The organism is Bartonella senegalensis OS02 (genome assembly GCF_000312545.1).
In the GTDB taxonomy this organism is placed as follows: Bacteria; Pseudomonadota; Alphaproteobacteria; order Rhizobiales; family Rhizobiaceae; genus Bartonella; species Bartonella senegalensis.
This window is the reverse complement of record NZ_HE997541.1, coordinates 28,449-48,844: the sequence shown is the minus strand read 5'-3', so window position 1 is coordinate 48,844 and position 20,396 is coordinate 28,449. Positions and strand designations below refer to the sequence as shown.

13 protein-coding genes and 1 pseudogene are annotated in these 20,396 nt (G+C 37.6%); 3 read left to right on the top strand and 11 right to left on the bottom strand.

Annotated elements, in window-relative coordinates:
- Positions 1-79: 79 nt before the first annotated feature.
- Positions 80-1,976: pseudogene (locus tag BN200_RS08755) on the top strand (autotransporter family protein); the annotation flags it as partial.
- Between the two features lie 877 nt (positions 1,977-2,853).
- On the opposite strand, the gene BN200_RS04740 reads toward BN200_RS08755, so the two are convergent.
- The 10 genes from BN200_RS04740 to BN200_RS04685 all read right to left on the bottom strand — a co-directional run bounded on the left by BN200_RS04740 (position 2,854) and on the right by BN200_RS04685 (position 18,162).
- Positions 2,854-3,636: an ABC transporter ATP-binding protein gene (locus BN200_RS04740; protein ID WP_019221376.1), complete on the bottom strand. Its 783-nt coding sequence runs from the start codon at positions 3,634-3,636 to the stop codon at positions 2,854-2,856.
- Positions 3,633-4,508, bottom strand: coding sequence for an ABC transporter ATP-binding protein (locus tag BN200_RS04735; RefSeq protein ID WP_019221375.1), 876 nt, complete (start codon positions 4,506-4,508; stop codon positions 3,633-3,635). The genes BN200_RS04740 and BN200_RS04735 overlap by 4 nt, the downstream gene beginning before the upstream one ends.
- Complete coding sequence (locus BN200_RS04730) at positions 4,501-5,430, bottom strand: ABC transporter permease (protein ID WP_034989041.1); 930 nt, start codon at positions 5,428-5,430, stop codon at positions 4,501-4,503. Before BN200_RS04730 ends, BN200_RS04735 begins: the two co-directional genes overlap by 8 nt.
- A gap of 2 nt (positions 5,431-5,432) precedes the next feature.
- Positions 5,433-6,506, bottom strand: coding sequence for an ABC transporter permease (locus tag BN200_RS04725; protein ID WP_034989127.1), 1,074 nt, complete (start codon positions 6,504-6,506; stop codon positions 5,433-5,435).
- 118 nt (positions 6,507-6,624) lie between these two features.
- Positions 6,625-8,244 (bottom strand): ABC transporter substrate-binding protein, encoded by a 1,620-nt coding sequence (locus BN200_RS04720; protein WP_019221372.1) that lies wholly within the window; start codon positions 8,242-8,244, stop codon positions 6,625-6,627.
- 408 nt (positions 8,245-8,652) lie between these two features.
- On the bottom strand, positions 8,653-10,278 hold the full coding sequence (locus tag BN200_RS04715; protein WP_019221371.1) for an ABC transporter substrate-binding protein: 1,626 nt from the start codon (positions 10,276-10,278) through the stop codon (positions 8,653-8,655).
- Between the two features lie 1,431 nt (positions 10,279-11,709).
- On the bottom strand, positions 11,710-12,336 hold the full coding sequence (locus BN200_RS04700; protein ID WP_019221368.1) for a DNA-3-methyladenine glycosylase I: 627 nt from the start codon (positions 12,334-12,336) through the stop codon (positions 11,710-11,712).
- On the bottom strand, positions 12,314-13,741 hold the full coding sequence (xseA, locus tag BN200_RS04695) for an exodeoxyribonuclease VII large subunit (RefSeq protein ID WP_019221367.1): 1,428 nt from the start codon (positions 13,739-13,741) through the stop codon (positions 12,314-12,316). The genes BN200_RS04700 and xseA overlap by 23 nt, the downstream gene beginning before the upstream one ends.
- A 240-nt stretch (positions 13,742-13,981) precedes the next feature.
- Complete coding sequence (locus BN200_RS04690) at positions 13,982-15,613, bottom strand: ABC transporter substrate-binding protein (protein WP_019221366.1); 1,632 nt, start codon at positions 15,611-15,613, stop codon at positions 13,982-13,984.
- A 917-nt stretch (positions 15,614-16,530) separates the two neighbouring features.
- Positions 16,531-18,162 carry an ABC transporter substrate-binding protein gene (locus BN200_RS04685; protein ID WP_019221364.1) on the bottom strand — a complete coding sequence of 544 codons (1,632 nt, stop codon included), beginning with the start codon at positions 18,160-18,162 and terminating at the stop codon, positions 16,531-16,533.
- A gap of 918 nt (positions 18,163-19,080) precedes the next feature.
- Here BN200_RS04685 and BN200_RS09910 point away from each other — a divergent pair.
- Together BN200_RS09910 and BN200_RS04680 are read left to right on the top strand one after the other, a co-directional pair.
- Entirely contained in the window at positions 19,081-19,209 is a 129-nt protein-coding gene (locus tag BN200_RS09910; RefSeq protein WP_019221361.1) for a hypothetical protein, read from the top strand.
- Between the two features lie 71 nt (positions 19,210-19,280).
- Positions 19,281-19,562: a DUF6460 domain-containing protein gene (locus BN200_RS04680; RefSeq protein ID WP_019221360.1), complete on the top strand. Its 282-nt coding sequence runs from the start codon at positions 19,281-19,283 to the stop codon at positions 19,560-19,562.
- Between the two features lie 22 nt (positions 19,563-19,584).
- Here the strand turns inward: BN200_RS04680 and BN200_RS04675 are convergent, their stop codons facing one another.
- The gene (locus BN200_RS04675; RefSeq protein WP_019221359.1) at positions 19,585-20,394 is read right to left on the bottom strand and encodes a TIGR02186 family protein; all 810 of its coding nucleotides are present in this window, start codon (positions 20,392-20,394) and stop codon (positions 19,585-19,587) included.
- Positions 20,395-20,396 lie beyond the last annotated feature (2 nt).

Here is a 20,396-nt window from a genome sequence, read left to right as displayed (position 1 = left end):
AAGCGGTTCTCAATCCAAAATTACAATGACAGGAGGAACAATCACTGCAAACGGGTCTACTTTTATTTTAGAAGATGGTGGACAGATTGATACGATAAACACATCGGTAACAACAGAGAACAGCGGCATAAAATTTAAAGCATCTCAAAACGATAAAACCTCAGAAATTAATTTAACGGATACAAAGTTGTTTGTTAAAAATGGTATTGGAATAAATACAAATCAATCAATTGGTAAAGTTAATCTCAGAAACTCAAAAATCCTTGCTGATACGTTATTCAAAAACGCGATGCAGAAGACAGAGTCTGACGGAACTTTTATTTTAACTGCAGACCATTCTATCTTACAAGGCGGTGTAAGAAATGATGAAAACGGTAGAACAAACTTTGATCTAAAAAATAATACAATATGGACATTGAAAATCAGTAAACAAGAAAAAGATGATGATGGCAATTTGCTTGATATTGCTCAAAGAGCACGCTCTGAGGTGTCTGTACTTAATCTCAATAACAGCTTCATCACCTTTGATTCACCAACAGAGGATCATTATCAAACATTGCATATAGGCTCTGGCAAACCAGAGACCAAAGCAGTCTATAATGTTACAGGAAATGCACAGATTGCTTTCAATACCGAATGGAGCGATGGTAAGCCAATAGCCGATCAAAAAACTGACCGCCTTCTTATTCACGGTAATGTATTAGGCACAACAACAATTTATTTTCAAAATCGTTTAGAAAAAGAGAGAATACAAGCAGACGATTCTGATCCTTTAAATACACGCGGCATTTCACTTATTCAAGTTTCTGGAAAAGCGAATGAAAACTCTTTCAAACTAGAAAATGGCTATATTGCAATAAAAGGTTTGCCTTATAAATATGTCCTTACAGCCTATGGGAGTGAAGCAAACTATGGCCAAGCGAATGCTAACCAAAACTTGTTAGGCAGTGGCAATAATTTTTGGGATTTTCGTTTACAAAACGCATTTTTGGATCCCAATTTAAGAGTGAAAGCAGTCCTCCCACAAGTCCCAAGCTATTTTGTTATGCCAAATGCCCTCTTCTATACAGGATTAACCGATATGGCTAAACAGAATGCGTTGTTAGCCAATAGAAGAATATCTGTCGTGGAAAAAGAGCAGGAGAAAAGAACGGCTTCTTCTTATACACCTATGGCAATACAGAAAAATTCTCCTCTGAAAGTGCTTCTTATCAATATGGTTATAGTGGCGCTGATCTTCGCTATGAGGTGTCCAAGGAGGTATTAACTTCGCAGCGCTAGAAGGGCAAAATACCAGCACACATTTCGGCCTTGTCGGAACCTATGGACAACTGTCCTTCACTCCAAAGGATATACAAGATGTAAGTAACAACACGTTGGATAAGTGGTCCCTCACAGCCTATGGCAGCATACAGTATGATAATGGTTTCTACCTTGATACGCTGTTATCCTATGGAATCCTAAAAGGAGATATCAACAATGCCATCATTGGCAAAACCGCAACATTAAAAAACGCCAAGATGTGGAGCATCTCCACCACCATTGGCAAACAATTTGCAACCGGTATGGAAGAGGTAACATTCGAACCGCAAGCACAACTTGCCTATCAACATTTGATGTTTGACACTCTTGTAGATGCCGACGGCTTTAAAGTTGATATGAACAATCCTCATCAATGGATGATCCGTGTTGGTGGGCGTTTAACTAAAACCGTTACCACCGCTGAAAATGGGCGTTCTTTTTCCTTCTATGGAAAAGTAAATGCAGTTAAAACTTTGGGCAAAGATCAGGCAATCCATATTGATAAAGATTATCAACTTGATCCTATGAGCTCTTTCCTTGAAGGCGGTCTTGGTATTAATGCACAATTGTCTTCAAACATCTTGCTTCATGGCGATGTCAGCTATCAACAAAAGCTACAAAAAACCGGTATATCTGGAGCAAGCTTTTCAGGTGGAATACGCTATCAATTTTAAGACAAAATTATAAATAAGCGCATTATAGTTTGCTTATTTTAACAAAAGGCAACATAGTATGTTGCCTTTTATATATTAAAATCTGTCTTTCTTTATGAAAAGAAATTTTGTCTTTTTGAGTAATAGAAAACAACCAAAAGATTTGAATTTTGAATAATGAGCATTTGCAATTAAAGATTCTTACAAAAATCCTTTTATTTTGCAAACAATCACGCTCAATATTCGTTTTTGCCCTCCTCCTCACGCCTCAAAGGACAAAGATTCCTAAAAGTGCCTATAACAATTCAGCTTCTTGTCTAGCGGGTTTCTACTACTGACCATTTGTATGGTTCACTGATCATAAGCTCTACAGGCAAGCCATTCTCTAAATACCCACCGCACTATCTAACAATACTTAAGGTGTAAAGCCTTACAAACCATATATCACTGTCCTAAACGACAGTATTTTACGGCATAAATCAATAAAATTTCAAAATGTAACAGCGCTAAAACAATAAAAACAAAACAGATGTCATAAAAAAAATCAGTTTTTTCCAATGAAATACAGAAACATTATTCTAAGGACTATTGTTCTTTCTTATAAGCCCGAAATTTGAAATTCTAATAAAAACAAATAAATTCATAATCGCAAAGAAACATGACAAACAATACCAGAAAAGAATGCATCTTATACGCCATATTTATGGCTCACAATGTTTTATGCAAATTAGGGTTTTACGCAAATTAGGATAAAAATAATTACAGAAAAAACGCTCCTCAGAAAACTTATAGCGATAAATCGCTCTAAATAATCAAGAACCCTAAGCATAAAAAACTAAATCCTACATTCAGAAATAGAAATCTTAAACAGCAATCCACCTCTTTTCTATAAAACCTATCACACTCTTTCCTCTCTATGAGCAATAGGTTCAATACTGGCTTCAAAAAACATCTTTGTGTAATCATTTTGCGCATGTAAATTACGCAAATCATCATTGCTCAGCTCTTCAAGAATAATCCCTTTATGCATAATTCCAACACGCTCACAGATGTGTGCAACAACAGCAAGATCGTGAGATACCATCAAATAAGTGAGTTTTTTTTCCTTCCGCAACGATTTCAATAAGTTTAAAATTTCAGCTTGTACCGAAACATCCAATGCAGATGTTGGCTCATCAAGCAGCAAAACCTCTGGCTCAATAATCAAAGCGCGTGCAAGAGCAATACGCTGACGTTGTCCTCCAGATAACTCATGCGGATAACGATAAAGAAATGAAGAATTCAAACCAACAGAATTTAAAACTTCACGCACCCGCTCTTTCTGATTATCCATACCATGGATTTTAAGAGATTCAGAAAGAACAGTATGGACCATTTTTCTTGGATGAAGCGAAGCGTAAGGATCTTGAAAAACCATTTGAATACGGCGTAGAAAACCCTTATCTCTTTTTTTGGCTACCTCTTCTCCATCAAAAATAAAACGCCCACTATAGTCTGGTATAAGCCCAACCAATGTATTCAAAATGGTTGATTTTCCACATCCGGATTCACCAATCAAACCGTAAGCTTCACCACGCTTAATATGAAAATTAACATTTTTTACAACCGTTACTGCCTTGTGCCTATGCCCAAAGGTTACAGATAAATTAGAAATATCGAGTATATTGTCACAATTGGTCACGGAGCAACTCCTTCAACACCATTAACAATCGTAGGATTATGCAACCAATTAGGATCGCGTTCAGGAACAGCTAAAACATCAACAGGATTATTAAGCCGCGGTAAACTCGCTAGCAGAGCCCTCGTATAAGGATGACAAGCGCGAGACAAATCACGCGCAGGCAATTCCTCTAATACTCGGCCAGCATACATCACCAAAACACGATCACAAAAATGCGCAATCATATTCAAATCATGGCTAATAAAAATAAGTCCTGTTCCAGACTTTGTGACAAGTTCATCTAACACTGACAAAACCTGACATCTCACCGTAACATCAAGGGCAGAGGTTGGTTCATCAGCGATAATGAGATCAGGTTCAGGAATGAGCATCATAGCAATCATCACACGCTGCCCCATCCCACCTGATATTTCATGAGGAAAGAGCCGCATCACATGTTCAGGATCACGAATATGAACAGATTCCAACATAGAAATTGTCTTTTCCCGCGCCTCAACTTTTGAAACACGGTGATGAATACGATATGCCTCCATGATCTGATCACCAATGCGTATTAATGGATTAAGCGAATATTTGGGATCCTGTAAAATCATCGAAATACGCTTACCACGAATAGCCTGCATCCGCGATTCACTTGCACTCAATAAATCGACATCATCAAAGAGCATTTTTTTAGCCTTGACGATTGCTGCTCTTGGGCTCAGTTTGAGTATCGCACGTCCAGTCATTGATTTTCCAGACCCAGATTCCCCAACAATTCCGATTTTTTCTTTCCCCACGGAAAAGCTAACACCGCGGACAGCTTCTAAAACGCCACGCGTTGTAGGAAAAGAAATACGTAAATCTTCTATTTCTAATAATTTTTTATCCATTGCGTGGATCCAATACATCACGAAGGCCATCACCCAAAAGGTTGAATGCAAGACTTGCAAGCAATATTGCACAACCAGGCATCGCCGCCAACCACCAACTTGTCATCATAAACTCACGCCCCGTTGAAAGCATTGCGCCCCACTCAGGACTTGGGAGTTGAGCCCCTAAGCCTAAAAAACCAAGACCAGCAGCCGTTAAAATAATTCCAGACATATCCAATGTTAGCCGTACCACTACAGAAGGAATACACATCGGTGCAATATGAAACAAAATAATGCGCCAAGCAGATGCACCTTGTAAGCGAATTGCAGAGACATAATCGGAGGAACGTATAGTCAAGGTCTCAGCACGCGCTAAACGAGCTATTGGTGGCCAAGCTGCAATGGAAATGGCAATGGATGCATTTTCAATGCCTGGTCCCAATGCTGCTGCAAAAGCAAGAGCTAAAATCAAAGCCGGAAAAGCGAGAAAAACATCAACCATGCGCATAAGAACAGTATCAACCCACCCGCCTATATAACCAGAGAGAGTTCCAACAATCAGCCCTATCGGCCCCACAATAACTGTAGTCAGAAAAACAATATAAAGAGTAATACGGGCACCAAAAACAAGACGACTAAAAATGTCACGCCCCAATTCATCTGTTCCGAAATAATGCAACATAGATGGTGGCTGCAATCGATGAGCAAGGTCATTGCTCACAAAATCATGGGTAGCAATCCAAGGAGCAAAAACTGCACATAAGACAATAATAAAAATAATAATCAGACCAAAGACAGCCGAAAAATTATGAAAAAATTTAATCACTGAATGATAAATTTTTTGTACATTTGCTTGAACTATTGACCGTGGAACAGCTTCATGTAACCAACGACTTATAGAAAAGGAAGATTGTGATTTATGATGATTCATTATAGTCATATTTAGCGTGTCCTTGGATCAAAGATGCGATAAAGCAAATCAGAAAATAAATTAATGGCAACAAAGAGCGCCCCTACCAGCAGTGTGCATCCGACAACTGCATTCATATCTCCTGCCAAAAGAGCATTGGTCAAATAACGTCCAAAACCAGGCCAAGCAAAAACTGTCTCTGTTAAGACGGCACCTTCTAATAAAAAAGCATAAGAAAGCGCGACAACAGTCACAATCTGAACAGCAGCATTGCGAAAAGCATGGAACCAAACCGTTCGCATCCAAGATAATCCTTTCACACGTGCAGTAATAATATATTCCTGATTAAGTTGTTCAATCATAAACCCACGAGTCATACGACTAATATAGGCCATAGCACCAAAAGCTAAGATTAAAGCGGGCATAATAATATGGCTAAAAACATTACCAAAAGCCTCCCACTGTCCCTGTCTTGCAGTATCCCAAAGGAAAAAGCCTGTTCTCTGTTCAAAAGAATATTCGTAAAGAAAATCAAGACGTCCTGGTCCGCCAATCCAACCAAGCTTAGCATAAAAGACCAATAAAGCCATCAATCCAAGCCAAAAAGTTGGCGTTGAATAACTAAGGAGTGTAAAAACACGAACAAAATAATCAATAAAGGAATCGCGATACATCGCGGCAAAGACACCAAAAGGAATACCAAAACTCGTGCCAATTACAATAGCAACTGTTGCAAGCTCTAAGGTTGCAGGAAATACACGCATAATATCTGTTAAGACAGGACGCCCTGAAGTTAAAGCATCGCCAAAATCAAACAAAGCTATATTATGAAGATAATTCCAATATTGGACAATCAATGGCTTATCAAGACCCAACTTATAAAACATTGCATCATAAGCCTCCTGACTAATATTATCACCAAGAATAGCAAGAACGGGATCTAAAGGAAGAAGATGACCAATAAAAAATGTAATAGTCACCAAACCAAGCAACGTAATAAAGACTGAAACCAACAGCTTAAATGCTTTGAAAAAGAATGCCCATACATGCAGATTTTTCTGCCGTGGTGTTATTTCCCCACTTGCTTCTGGAAATGATAAAGTCATCTCGATAAGATCCCCATACACCTATAAAAATATTAGTGTGGCATCCCCCCCCCTTGTGCCACACAGTTAAAAAATTATAATCAAGCGCCCCGCACAATCTTCACTTATGGGATTGCGCCTATTTTTCTGCATCATTGTAATAAAGCCTAAAACTATTCCAAACCCATTTTTTTACTGCTGGCCCCATACCAACGGTATAATAGGTCTGAAATAAATAAACCATCGGACCATGCTCAAGCACATAATGCTGTAAAGCACGATACTGTGTAATACGCTTATTTTGATCTTGCTCAAACAATGTATCCATCACCATTTTATTGACATTTTCATCATAATAACCAGCACGCCATGCTAAATACATACTATGCTTTTTTGTAAATGTTGGATCAGGATTAAAAACGTGATTCAATGAAGCGGGATGTCCATCAGGATCAGCACTCCCCCACCCCATAATAGCCGTATCATAATTTCCACCACGCACGCGGCTTAACAATTGGGCTTGTGCCATTTTTTCAATTGTAAACTCAATACCAATTTTGCGTGCATTTTCTTGGATAGACTGCGCAACAGATGACATATATGTAAGACTACCAACTAAAAGATTAGCCTTAAAACCATGAGGATAACCGGCTTCACTGATTAACTGCTTTGCTTTTTCTAAATCCAACTTAAACGGCAATCCTTCTTTTTCATCCAAAGCCCCAGGAATTCCTAATGGCATATAACTTGCACGTGGAATTGCAATAGCCTTTAAAACAGTTTTTCCAAGGCTCTCGTAATCAACCAAATAACGAAGCGCTAACCTGATTTTCTCGTTAGCAAAAATTGCGTTTTTGTTGTTCAACGATAGATAAATAGACTGCGGTCGCAAAACACGACTAATTTTGACAGTCCCACCTTTTTTTTCAATATCTAAGACATCCTCTGAAGAAAGATCACGCGCTATATCGACATCACCTTTTTCCAAAAGCAATCTCTGGCTTGCTGATTCAGCGACATGTTGCACGACAATCTGTTTAATTTTGGGGACGTCATCTCCCCAATAATGTTGGGTGGCCTGTAAGACAACTTTCTCTCCTGGAATCCAACGCTCCAATTTATAAGGACCGACACAAGCCGAATGGGTTGCTAAATATTTATTGCCCATATCACCATCGACACTCTTTGCTTCAAGTGTTTGGCGATCAAGCAAAGCAGAGGCATAGGACTGTCCAATTACAGTCAAGACAAGTTGAATAGGATAAGGCTTATCCAATTTTAGTTGTAAAGTTTTATCGTCAAGAGCCTGGATACTTGTTTCGACATTGTCTTTAGTGAATCCATAGTTTGTCAAAAACTGGGCATAGCTCAACCCCAACTTCACAATCCGCTGCATTGACCAAGCGAGATCTTGCGCCGTCGCCTTTCTTCCATCATTAAACTTTAAATCATCACGAAGATGAAAAACAATTCTTGTTCCGCCATCAAAAACATCCCACGACTGCGCCATAGCAGGACGAACTTTTGTAGGATCATCCCGATCGTATTGTACCAAGGCACTACAAATATTCGTCAACAATTCACTTGTTACAACCTCAACCGATTGGGCAGGATCAAAACTGCTAATTGAATCAATATTCCAAGCCATCACTAATGTATCTTTAGATGACGCACTGATTGCTATTGGTATGGAGGTATTCAAACAGCCAATTGCTCCTAATAAAACACAAAAATTCTTCAACATTCCTTTCTTTCTCATTTTCTTTCCTCGTTGTTTTTCATTTTTGTCTTTTGCATTTTATTTTGCCTTGTGCACACCTAAAAATATTTCTGATGTATCAATTTCATCTCTAAACAGCATAGATAGCACAACTGCTAACTCTCCTGTCTAACTTCTATTAGAACAGACTCTCAAACATAAACCTATAATTGAGAGGGTTACACCTGTATCACAATCAATCAACATCTTCAAAATATTATCTTCATACTGCCAAATATTGACCACCCCTCCTATCAACTTGCACTTTAAACAATCTTTGATAACAAATGCCTCACAGTTTTATACGCTAAATGGCGTTAAAACCATTCTCATGCAGGAGAATATTGTCATCATTCACATCATGCTTATTATACTTATCCTTTATATTTTACAGCACTTAAGAGGTCTTTATTTCTCTATTTGACTATAAAAAATACGCGGTGAGCTATTCCAAACCCATTTTTTGATATCAGGTGTCAGAGCGACCACACTATATTTCTGAAAGATAAAAGCATAAGGTCCTTTTTGCATAAGTTCCCGCTGTAAATCTGCATAGATTTGTGCTCGTTTTTGTGAATCTTTCTCAAACAAGGCATCTTCCACTTTTTGATTCATTTTTGCATCAAAATACCCATGCTGCCAACTGGGATAGGCAGTATTTTTAGCCTCCAACCGATTATCAGGGTTGTAAATAAGACGTGAAGCCATACTATGGGGATCAGCAGAGTCATTATTCCACCCGACCAAAATCGTATCAAAAGCACGTGCATAAAGTTTTGAAAACAACTGCGTCCCTGCCAAACGCTCAATTTTAAGATGTACACCCACTTTTTCTGCATTATCTTGAAGAGACTGAGCAATGGATAAAGCATAAGGGGCGCTTCCTACCAAAAAATTCACTTCAAAACCATTTGGATAACCGGCCTCCGTTAAAAGCTGTTTGGCTTTTTGAAGATCAAGTTTAAAAGGCTGTCCTTCTTTTTCATCCAAAGCACCAAGATTCCCGAGAGGAATAAAGCTTGCACGTGGAATACCAATACCTTTGAGAATAGTCTTGCCAAGTTCCTCATAGTCAACAAGATAACGCATTGCCAAACGCACTTTTTCATTGGCAAAAACTGGATTAGTCATATTGAAGCCCCAATACATCATGGAGGGCTCCAATACCCTTTCCACCTTAACATCTGCTTTTGCTTGCAGATCTGCGAGATCTTCAGGAGTCAAATTACGTGCAACATCAATATCATGCTTTTGCAACAATAAACGTTGTGTTCCTGGTTCCGCAACATGACGAATTAAAATCTGCTTCAATTTAGGCGCTTTTCCCCAATAATGAGAACTTGCATGTAACAAAATAGCTTCTCCAGGACGCCAACTCTTTAACTGATACGGACCAACACAAGCGGCGTGACTAGCCAAATACTGGTTTCCCATATCACCATTTTTTTCATGCTTCATAATTGTTTTACGATCAAGCAGAGCGGTAGAATGACTCGCAACAATATTGTTAAGAATAAGCTCTACAGGATAAGGCTTATCGAATTTCATCACCACCGTTTTCTCATCCGGTGCTTGAAGAGCATCATCAATATTTTGTTCTGTAATACCATATTCATTAAATATCGTCGCCCTAGCCATCTTCAACTTAACAATCCGTTTCATGCTCCAAACAAGATCATGGGCGCTAGCAGGCCGACCATCATTAAACTTCAAACCATCGCGCAAATGAAAAGTAATTACTGTTCTTTGATCACCACCTGAAACATCCCAATGCGTTGCCAAAGAAGGAACCATTTTCGCTGGATCATCTGTGGCAGCACTAACCAAGGTATCACAAACATTGAGGACAACTTCATTAGCATAAACATCATTGACTTTAGCAGGATCAAACGTATCGATTGCATCAATATTCCAAGCCATCACAAGGGTATTGGCAGGTGTTTTTGCTGGCGCTTGTTGCATAAGCACCCCAAGAACAACAAGAGCAGAAACAAAAGAACTGCTGCTCTTTAATATTTCTTTTTTCAGGTTCATAAACTTTTCCTTTTAAATCTATTGTAAAGAATTAATTATTTTGAAATAATATGGTGAATTTATAACAATAAAAACTGAAGAAACGCGCCTTGACACCTAGTACAGGAGCACTTACGTTTAATTCATGAGTTCACGTTGCAATTAAATTTTAAAAAGTTGCCACATACTTCAAGCAACCACTCTCACATCCGCATAACATATCTTTTTCCCCTCTATATTAGAATCCATGTCACCCTCAAACCGACTATTCAACTTGTAAGTCAGACGGAAAGCTATCGCATAAAAATTTGTAGATTTATCATTTCCTTAAACTATATCAAAAATAAATAATGTAAAAACCTTAACAACAACTCCCCCCTTTATACACTCAGTCTTAAAGTGCACACTCACCCTTACCATATAGACTGAACTGAACAGACAGCAAAAAAAAGCAAACACCCTTTCTAGAACTCTACCGTCGTAAAAAGCTGTTTAATCTTCTGAAAGCCTTTCTTAAAAAGAAACATTTCTTTTTTATTTATAATACAAAACAAATCGATAAAAATAAAACGGCAATGAGAAATATCGGCTTTTCTAAGCTTCATTTTCCTGAGAAAATCATAACCCACGAAAAAATATAGAATAAAACATACCTTTTCATCAATAAAAAAACCACCATATACCCGCCCTCAAAAGACATGACTCACTCTAAATCCCTCTCAATTTCGATATTCACTCTTGCTGCCCATCCACTACAAAAGCCCAAATCCCCTCAACATCGCTTACAACGGAAAATTTTAGAAACGAACCAAAGAGTGGATACAAACCGATCTGATCTTAAACTTCTCCAAAAAATTGGAACTCACATAGAGTAAAACTCCTTACAGGAAAAGAACGCTATCAGATAATAAAGCTTAACACAAGCAGCCTGAGTGATTTAAAATCGGTTTTTCAGAGCACTGTTTTATTCTGTATTACAGAAAGAAGAATTTAGGAAGAAAAACTATAGAAAAATGATTATACATTCAGTAAAAAATTAAATAAAAATATTTCATAAAATTGAAAAAAGAAAATAATAAAGTGATAACTAATTTTTATTAAAAAACTAATAAATAAAGTAAATAATATTTAAATATTATAATGACATAATATTATAATGATATATAAAAAATAAAAATTAAAAATTATATTATAAAATATACCAATAATGCTTTTAGAAATAAAAAATTAGATACTATTCTTAAAAAATTATTTCATGAATTTTTTTATTTTTTCTGCAGCCACACTTTTTTTGCAACTACATTGCTGACTCTGATAAAATCCGATATCATCCACTGTGCACAGAATTTATGATCCAATAGTAATAAGTCTATTAAACAATCAAAAAACCGTTCCCATTCTTTTATTGTCCTCTTGAACAACATCTCCTCGAAGAAAGTTGGCTTTACGCCTTTATCGACAAAAACATCCCTCAAGATGATCATTAACAATCCCCACAGACTGCATAAAAGCATAACAAATTGTAGGACCAACGAATGTCCAGCCACGTTTTTTCAAATCTTTAGAAAGACGAAGAGAAGCAGGTGTTATAGGATTAGCCAAAAATGTTTGAAAATCTACCTTTTCATAACGCTCTGATTGAGGTGGTTGAAAAGACCAAAAGTAGTGAGATAAACTCCCCCATTCTGTCACAATTTCTTGTGCTCTCACTGCATTATTAAGCACCGATCGAATTTTCCCTTGATGACGAACAATACCTTTATTCTGCATCAAGATTTGCACTTTTATTTCATCATAACGAGCAATTTTTTCAAAATCAAAGTGATCAAATGCATCACGAAAAGAAGGGATTTTTTTCAAAATTGTGAACCAAGAAAGTCCTGCTTGAAAACCTTCAAGACAAATTTTTTCAAACAAACGGCGATCTTCAAAAACAGGTTTTCCCCACTCATGATCATGATAAGCACAATAAAGTGGATCTGTACCAGCCCATGAACAACGCACTTTCCCATCTGTGCCGATGAGAAGTCCTTCAGCAAGCAGCACATCTGCCCTATCAAAAAAGCATTCCTTGATCATCTTGTTTTGACTTGATACGTTTAGCTTTTGAAGAGCGATGGAAAGCAGACTCCTGTGTTACAACACTGATCTCACCATCAAAAAAGCGTAAATTTATTTGTCCAGATTCAGGAACCTGCACCAATCGTTTAATGGGTTTATTGTCCTGCCCCAAAGCCAAAACAAAGCCACGCTCTAAAATACTCTGGTAAGAAGTGCTTTTTAAAAGCCTAAAAGCAACCTCTAGCTGAGCACGTTGTTTTTCCACAGTATGCACAAAAGCACGATGAAGACGTGCAGTATATTCCTTTGTATTGTATTGTGCTTTCTCAGTATTCAGTAAACGCGGAGTAAGACGAACAGCAAGCGTATGAAAATAAAAACGTTTTTTGTCACAGCTTACACAAAGAGCACGCTGTAATCGGCTTGAAATTTCATCAAAACCACGCCGTGGTAGAGCAAAAAGTTGATCGACACTAGGAAGCGCGCGGACAAGAGCCCGTAATTTTTGTTGATGAAAATCAAAATAACGCGTAAGTCCCATGCGCAAACGTGCGCCAAGCGAGACCACATATACTTCGAGATCAATCTTGACGGGCACCGCCTTCTCTGCTGCTGCTGTGGGAGTTGGAGCGCGCCAATCAGCGACATAATCAATCAAAGTCCAATCCGTTTCATGGCCAACAGCGGAAATAACCGGGAGGGAAGATTGATAAACAGCACGAACAACCGCCTCGTCATTAAATCCCCACAAATCTTCTAAACTTCCCCCTCCCCGTGCAACAATAAGGAGATCAGGTTTTGGAATAAGCCCTTCTAAAGGCAATGCATTAAAACCTTCAATAGCAGCAGCCACTTCACGACCACAGGTTTCTCCCTGAACCCGTACAGGCCAAACCAAGATATGCAATGGAAAACGATCCGAAATACGATGAATGATATCACGAATAACAGCACCTGTTGGCGATGTCACAACACCTATAATTCGCGGCATATAAGGCAAAGGCTTCTTCTTTGCTTCGTCAAATAAGCCTTCCTCAGCAAACTTTTTCTTGCGATTTTCTAGAAGTGTCATCAAAGCGCCAACACCTGTTGGCTCAAGAGCTTCAATGACAATTTGATATTTTGATGACCCAGGATACGTCGTCAGTTTTCCAACCGCTATCACTTCCATCCCTTCTTCAGGGGGAAATTTAAGCTTTTCCATGAACCCGCGCCAAATAACAGCTTCCAACCGCGCCTTATCATCTTTTAAAGCAAAGTAAGCATGACCTGAAGCATGAGCACCACGATAACCTGATATCTCACCCCGCACCCGCACATAACCAAACTTTTCTTCAACAACACGTTTTAAAGCACCCGCTATTTCAGAAACACTAAATTCTGCGACATTCGTTGCCCCTGTTTTTTCAAAAAACAAATTCATCATTTTTTCATTCACAGACGTTGAAACATTCAATCCTCACCGCTACACAAACACATCTTTATCGGAATGAATAGTCTCTCTAAAAAAGGATGGCTTAAAATGCCATGCTATACACAATATATTAACATATTATGGACTTACGTTATGACAATTAATCTTCGACGTATGAAAAAGGTCTTAACCAATACGCCGAAGAGATCATAATCATGCTTTTTTACGCTTTACAGTGCTACTGTGCACTTATTTTTCAAGGACACTATAAAAAATACGTGGAGCGCTATTCCAAACCCATTTTTTAATGTCAGGCGTCATAGCGACAACGTTGTATGTTTGATAGATAAAAGCATAAGGTCCTTTTTGCATAAATTCCCGTTGTAAATCCGCGTACATCTGCGCCCGTTTTTGTGGATCCTTTTCAAACAACGCCTCTTTAACCTTTTGATTGATCTTTTCATCAAAATACCCATGGCACCAACTAGGATAGCCTGTATTTTTAACCTCAAACCGATTATCAGGGTTATAAATAAGGCGTGCAGCCATCGTATGAGGATCGGCAGAACCATTATTCCATCCGAAAAACATTGTATCAAAAGCACGTGTATAAAGTTTTGAAAACAACAGATTCCCTACAAAATGTTCAATTTTAAAGTGTACGCCTACCTTTTTTGCATTATCTTGGAGTGACTGAGCAATAGGCAAAGCAAAAGGATAAGGAGATTTCCCTGCCAGAATATTAGCCTCAAATCCATTTGGATAACCTGCTTCTGTTAAAAGCTGCTTGGCTTTTTTCAGATCAAGTTTAAAAGGCTGTCCTTCTTTTTCATCCAAAGCCCCAAAATTCCCAAGAGGAATAAAGCTTGCACGTGGAATGCCAACATCTTTCAGAAGAGTCTTTCCAAGACCTTCATAATCAATAAGATAGCGCATTGCTAAGCGCACTTTTTCATTGGCAAAAATTGGGTTTGTCGTATTAAATCCCCATATTATTACCGATGGCGCCAACACTTTTTCAACTTTAATATCTGTTGTTGCTTGCAGATCTGCGATATCCTCTGGCATCAAATTACGTGCAACATCAATATCGTGTTTTTGCAATAATAAACGCTGCGTTCCTGCTTCTGCAACATGGCGAATAACAATCTTCTTCAATTTGGGTGCTTCTCCCCAATAGTTGGAACTTGCACGCAACAAAATCCCTTCTCCAGGACGCCAACTTTCTAACTGATAAGGACCAACACAAGCAGCATGACTAGCCAAATAGCGGTTCCCCATATCACCATCTTGTTCATGTTTCATAAGTGTCTCACGATCAAGCAAAGCAGCAGTACGATTAGTGGAAATGTTGCTAAGAATGAGATCCGCTGGATAGGGCTTATCAAATTTCATCACCACCGTCTTCTCATCCGGTGCTTGAAAAGCATCATCAACATTTTGTTCTGTAACACCATATTCATTAAAAGTCGCCGCGTTAGACAATTTCAATTTGACAACGCGCCTCATGCCCCAAACAAGATCATGAGCACCGGCAGGTCGACCATCATAAAACTTTAAACCATCGCGCAAATGAAAAGTAATGACCGTACCTTGTCCATCATTTGAAACATCCCAACTCTTTGCCAAAGAAGGAATCATTTTAGTCGCGTCATCTGGAGCAGAAACAACCAAATTGTCACAAATATTGACAATAATTTCAGTTCCATAACGGTCATTGAGCTGTGCAGGATCAAAGTTACTTATTGCATCGAGATCCCAAGCCATCACGAGAGTATCGGTAGGTGTTTTTGCTGCAATCTGTTGCACAAACATCCCCAGTGCAAGAACAGCAGAAATAAAAGAACTGCTCCCTTGTAATATTTTTCTTTTCAAATTCATCAATTTTTCCTTTTAAAGTTTATTATATAAATTCTCCATGCAACAATAACGTGCAATAATAAGTAGATCAGGTTGAGAAAACACACCTCCCAAAGAGAAAAGATCAAAACATTCAAACAACAGCAGCCAATAGCCACCTACCTGAAAGGAACAGGACCTAAATATGCAACGGAAAACATCTGAGAAATGATGAAGATACCACGAATAACACTCATATTGAGCGATGCTACAACACCTGTAATTCGCGGCATATGAGGAAAAGATTTCGTCTTTGCTTCATCAAACAGGTCCTCTTCTTCAAATTTCTTCTAATGATTTTTGAGAAGAGTCATCAAAGCATCAACTGAGGTTGGCTCACAAGCCTCAAGAACAATTTAATATTTTGATGATCCTAGACAAATGTGGCTTCTTAATAGTGGCCATTCCAACCTTCTTCAGAAGAAAATTGGGACTTTTCTATCAAATAGCACCAAAGAACACACCATCAACCACACTTCTTCATTTTTTTAAGAAAAGTGAACGCATTTGAAACATAAGCTCTACAGGAACCTGCTATTCCCCCACGCACCTGAATATAATAAAATCTCTCTTCAATAACACATTTCAACTCCCCCCGCTCTTTCAAAAACACTAAACCCCGCTCTCTTTTATTGAGCCTATTTTTTGTTATGCCTTTTCAATAAACAAGTTTATTATTTTGTCGTGTAGATTGAGCTATCTAATCTTAAATAATTATAAATAAATATTTTATCAAGCTGAATAATATTTTTGTAAAAGTATTTTTAATTATATTTTATACACAAACTGACGATTTATTACCGATTAATTTTGACATTTTGCAAAGTTTTCAAACTCTATGCAAAACGTCAAAGATATTATAATCACGTTTTTTATATTTTACAGTATTGAAGAGGCAACTATTTTTCAACAGCACTATAAAAAATACGTGGTGCAGTATTCCAAACCCATTTTTTGATATCAGGCGTCATAGCAATAATATTATAGGTCTGATAGATAAAAGCATAAGGTCCCTTTTGCATAAATTCCCGTTGTAAATCGGCATAGATTTGCGCGCGTTTTTGCAGATCCTTTTCAAATAACGCATCTTGAACCTTTTGATTCATATTTTCATCGAAATACCCATGGCACCAACTAGGATAACCTGTGTTTTTAGCCTCAAACCGATTATCAGGGTTGTAAACAAGACGTGACGCCATTGTATAAGGATCTGCAGAATCGTTATTCCATCCCATAAAAATCGTATCAAAGCTACGTGCATAAAGTTTTGAAAACAACTGTGTCCCTACAAAATTTTCAATTTTAAAGTGCACTCCTATCTTTTTTGCATTATCTTGAATTGACTGAGCAATCGGCAAAGCAAAAGGATAAGGGGATTTCCCTGCTAAAATATTGGCCTCAAAACCATCTGGATAACCTGCTTCTGTTAAAAGCTGTTTGGCTTTTTGCAGATCAAGTTTAAAAGGCTGCCCTTCTTTTTCATCTAAAGCACCAAGATTCCCAATGGGAATAAAGCTTGCACGCGGAATACCAACATCTTTCAGAAGTGTCTTTCCAAGACTTTCATAATCAATAAGATAGCGCATCGCCAAGCGCACTTTTTCATTGGCAAAAATTGGATTTGTCATATTGAATCCCCACATAATCACAGAGGGTGTCAATTTTTTTTCAATCTTAATATCTGTTGTTGCTTGCAGATCTGCGATATCCTCTGGCATTAAATTACGTGCAACATCAATATCGTGTTTTTGTAACAATAAACGTTGTGTTCCTGGTTCCGCAACATGACGAATTAAAATCTGCTTTAATTTGGGTGCTTGTCCCCAATAATTGGAACTTGCGCGTAATAAAATCGCTTCCCCAGAACGCCAGCTCTCTAACTGATACGGACCAACACAAGCAGCATGACTAGCCAAATAGCGATTTCCCATATCACCATCTTGTTCGTGTTTCATAATTGTCTCACGATCAAGCAAAGCAGCAACGCGACCAGTAACAATATGACCCAGAATGATCTCTGCTGGATAATGCTTGTCAAATTTCATCACCACTGTTTTCTCATCTAGTGCTTGAAGAGTAGAATCAATATTGTGTTCTGTAATTCCATATTCATTAAATATTGCCGCTGCAGACAATTTTAATTTGACAACACGCCTCATGCTCCAAACAAGATCATAAGCACTAGCAAGTCGACCATCATGAAATTTCAAACCATCACGCAAATGAAAAGTAACGACCGTACCTTGTCCATCATTTGAAACATCCCAACTCTTTGCCAAAGAAGGAACCATTTTCGCTGGATCATCTGGAGCGGAATCGACTAAGTTATCACAAATATTGACAATAATTTCATTTCCATAACGTTCATTGACTTGCGCAGGATCAAAGGTCTCGATTGAATCGAGATTCAAAGCCATGACAAGAGTATCATTAGGTGTTTTTGCTGAAACCTGTTGTACAAACATCCCCAGTGCAAGAACAGCACAAACAAAAGAACTGCTTCCTTTTAATATTTTCCTTTTCAAATTCATCAATTTTTCCTTTTAAAGTTTATTATATAAATTCCCCGTGCAACAATAACGTGCAAAAATAACAAGATCAGACTTAGAAAACACACCTCCTAAAGAGAAAATATCAAAACATTGAAGAGCAACAGCCATACCCCTCCAGAACTCGTATAGGTCAAACGAAAACATGCAACGGAAAACGATCGGAGATACAATGAATGATACCACGCAATGACATTCCCCACTGAGAATGTCACAACGGCTATAATTCAGAATATATGAGGCAAAGAGTTCTTCTATGTTTTATCAAACAGGACTTCTTACAGAATTTCTTCTAGCGATTTTCGAAAAGAGTCATCAAAGCATAGACTTAGATTGGTTCAAAAACTTCAAGAACAATTTGATATTTTGATGATTCTAGAGAAGTTTAGCTGTTAACAATGCCCATATCACCCCTTTATCCCTTCTTTAGGAAGAAATTTGAGATTTTCCATGAACCAGCAAAAAGAAAACACTCCCCAACCGCACTTTATCATCTTTTAAGGAAAAGTCGTATAATTGGAAGTATAAGCTCCATAGTAATCTAATATTCCCCCACCTACTCTGCATATAACCAAATTTTTCTTCAATAATACATTTTAAAGCCCCCGCATGGAGATTGAAATATACAATTTTAAATAATATCTATACACAAATATTCTCTCAAGAAAAATAGCGTTTCTCTAAAATAACATACCTTTAAATCACATTCTATACACAATATATTAACTGATACATATCAATAAATTAATTCATATATTTTTTTATAATATTAATTTATATGGAACTTTCGACGTACTGAAAAAATTTTACTATCCTGCAAAACGTCGAAATATTCTAAAAATTTTCCTGCATGTTCTTGTACAATGAAAGAATATACCCAAATTTCATGAAAGGAATACTATGAAAATATTACGCAAAATGCCAATAGAACACGAACGCGTTTCAGAAACCAGCACAGATGTTACACCAGTCTTACAAGGCGGTAAACTTGAAAGGAAAGTAAAGAAAAACAAAAGAGAAAACAAATAGCAAGCTTCCCTTCTTGCTTTCTTTATGACAATGATGCTTCTAAAATGCAATATATTCGAAAGTATATTATAATGAACAAAAGGAAAAAGTTATCCAATTCTTTTCATTCATTTCTTGGAGGAACATTAGGATATGTGTTTGTAAAATTACTCCTTCTTTCACTCCTTGCTGGCATTATATTAAAGCTGCTTGGTTGGACACCTCTTGGTCTTATACAAAAGATAATGGAATTTTTTAAATTTTTATGGGCAACAGGATTTACAACTTTTACGAACTTCTTCCATATGGTCGCGATGGGAGCAATTGTTGTTGTCCCTACTTTTCTTTTTCTACGTATTTTCCGCAAAAAATAAAAACTATAGAATTTTTCTCTCACTAATCTTTTCGAAAAATAAAACGGCATAAAAAGCCTGTACTAACAGCTATCATCACTGCGATAATACCATAGAAAAAACTATGCTTGTGGGCTGCATGAAAAATTGCATAAGCAATATGGGCTTTAACGATTTCAAGAGTTGTAGTTGCACTATCAATAAACTGCCCATCGCGAAAAAGATAAGCACGAACCTGATAATGTCCCACAGGCGTATTTGCCGGCAAACGAAAATGTGCCGTAAAAAGTGTACCAGAACCAAAACGAACACCGCCTATTTCCTCGTGATAAAGATTTTTAGCTTTTTGCAACCTTATCAGTTCATCGCGAAAAATTTGCACTTTTTTTTGATCTTGTTCATCCGTTTGCAGCAACAAATAGGATAATCCCAAACCTAACTGTTTATAATCCTCAACAGTTGTAATATCATCAATTTCACGTGTGGTAACCATAGAATAAAAGAGAGGAACATTTTTAAAAATTAGGGAGTCTGTATTAATCCAAACGCCAGCATTACGTTTCTTTTCCCGCATCACCATTGATCGATTTTGCCCCTCCAAGCTTACAATAATATCATAACGGTTTTGTCGAGAATATAAGGGATCGATATTTTCCAAAACACCAGCAATATAAAGGTCACGACCATCAAAATGTGCATCGACCGTAATTTTATTCGTTGTTACGATAATTTGGATAGTTTCGTGATCAACTTGCTCAGTGAATGAATCTTTTGCGCCAACATGTGACCATGTAGGAAAAGAGACCACACAAAAGCAGCCGACAATGATGCATAAAGAAAATAATCTATCCATTT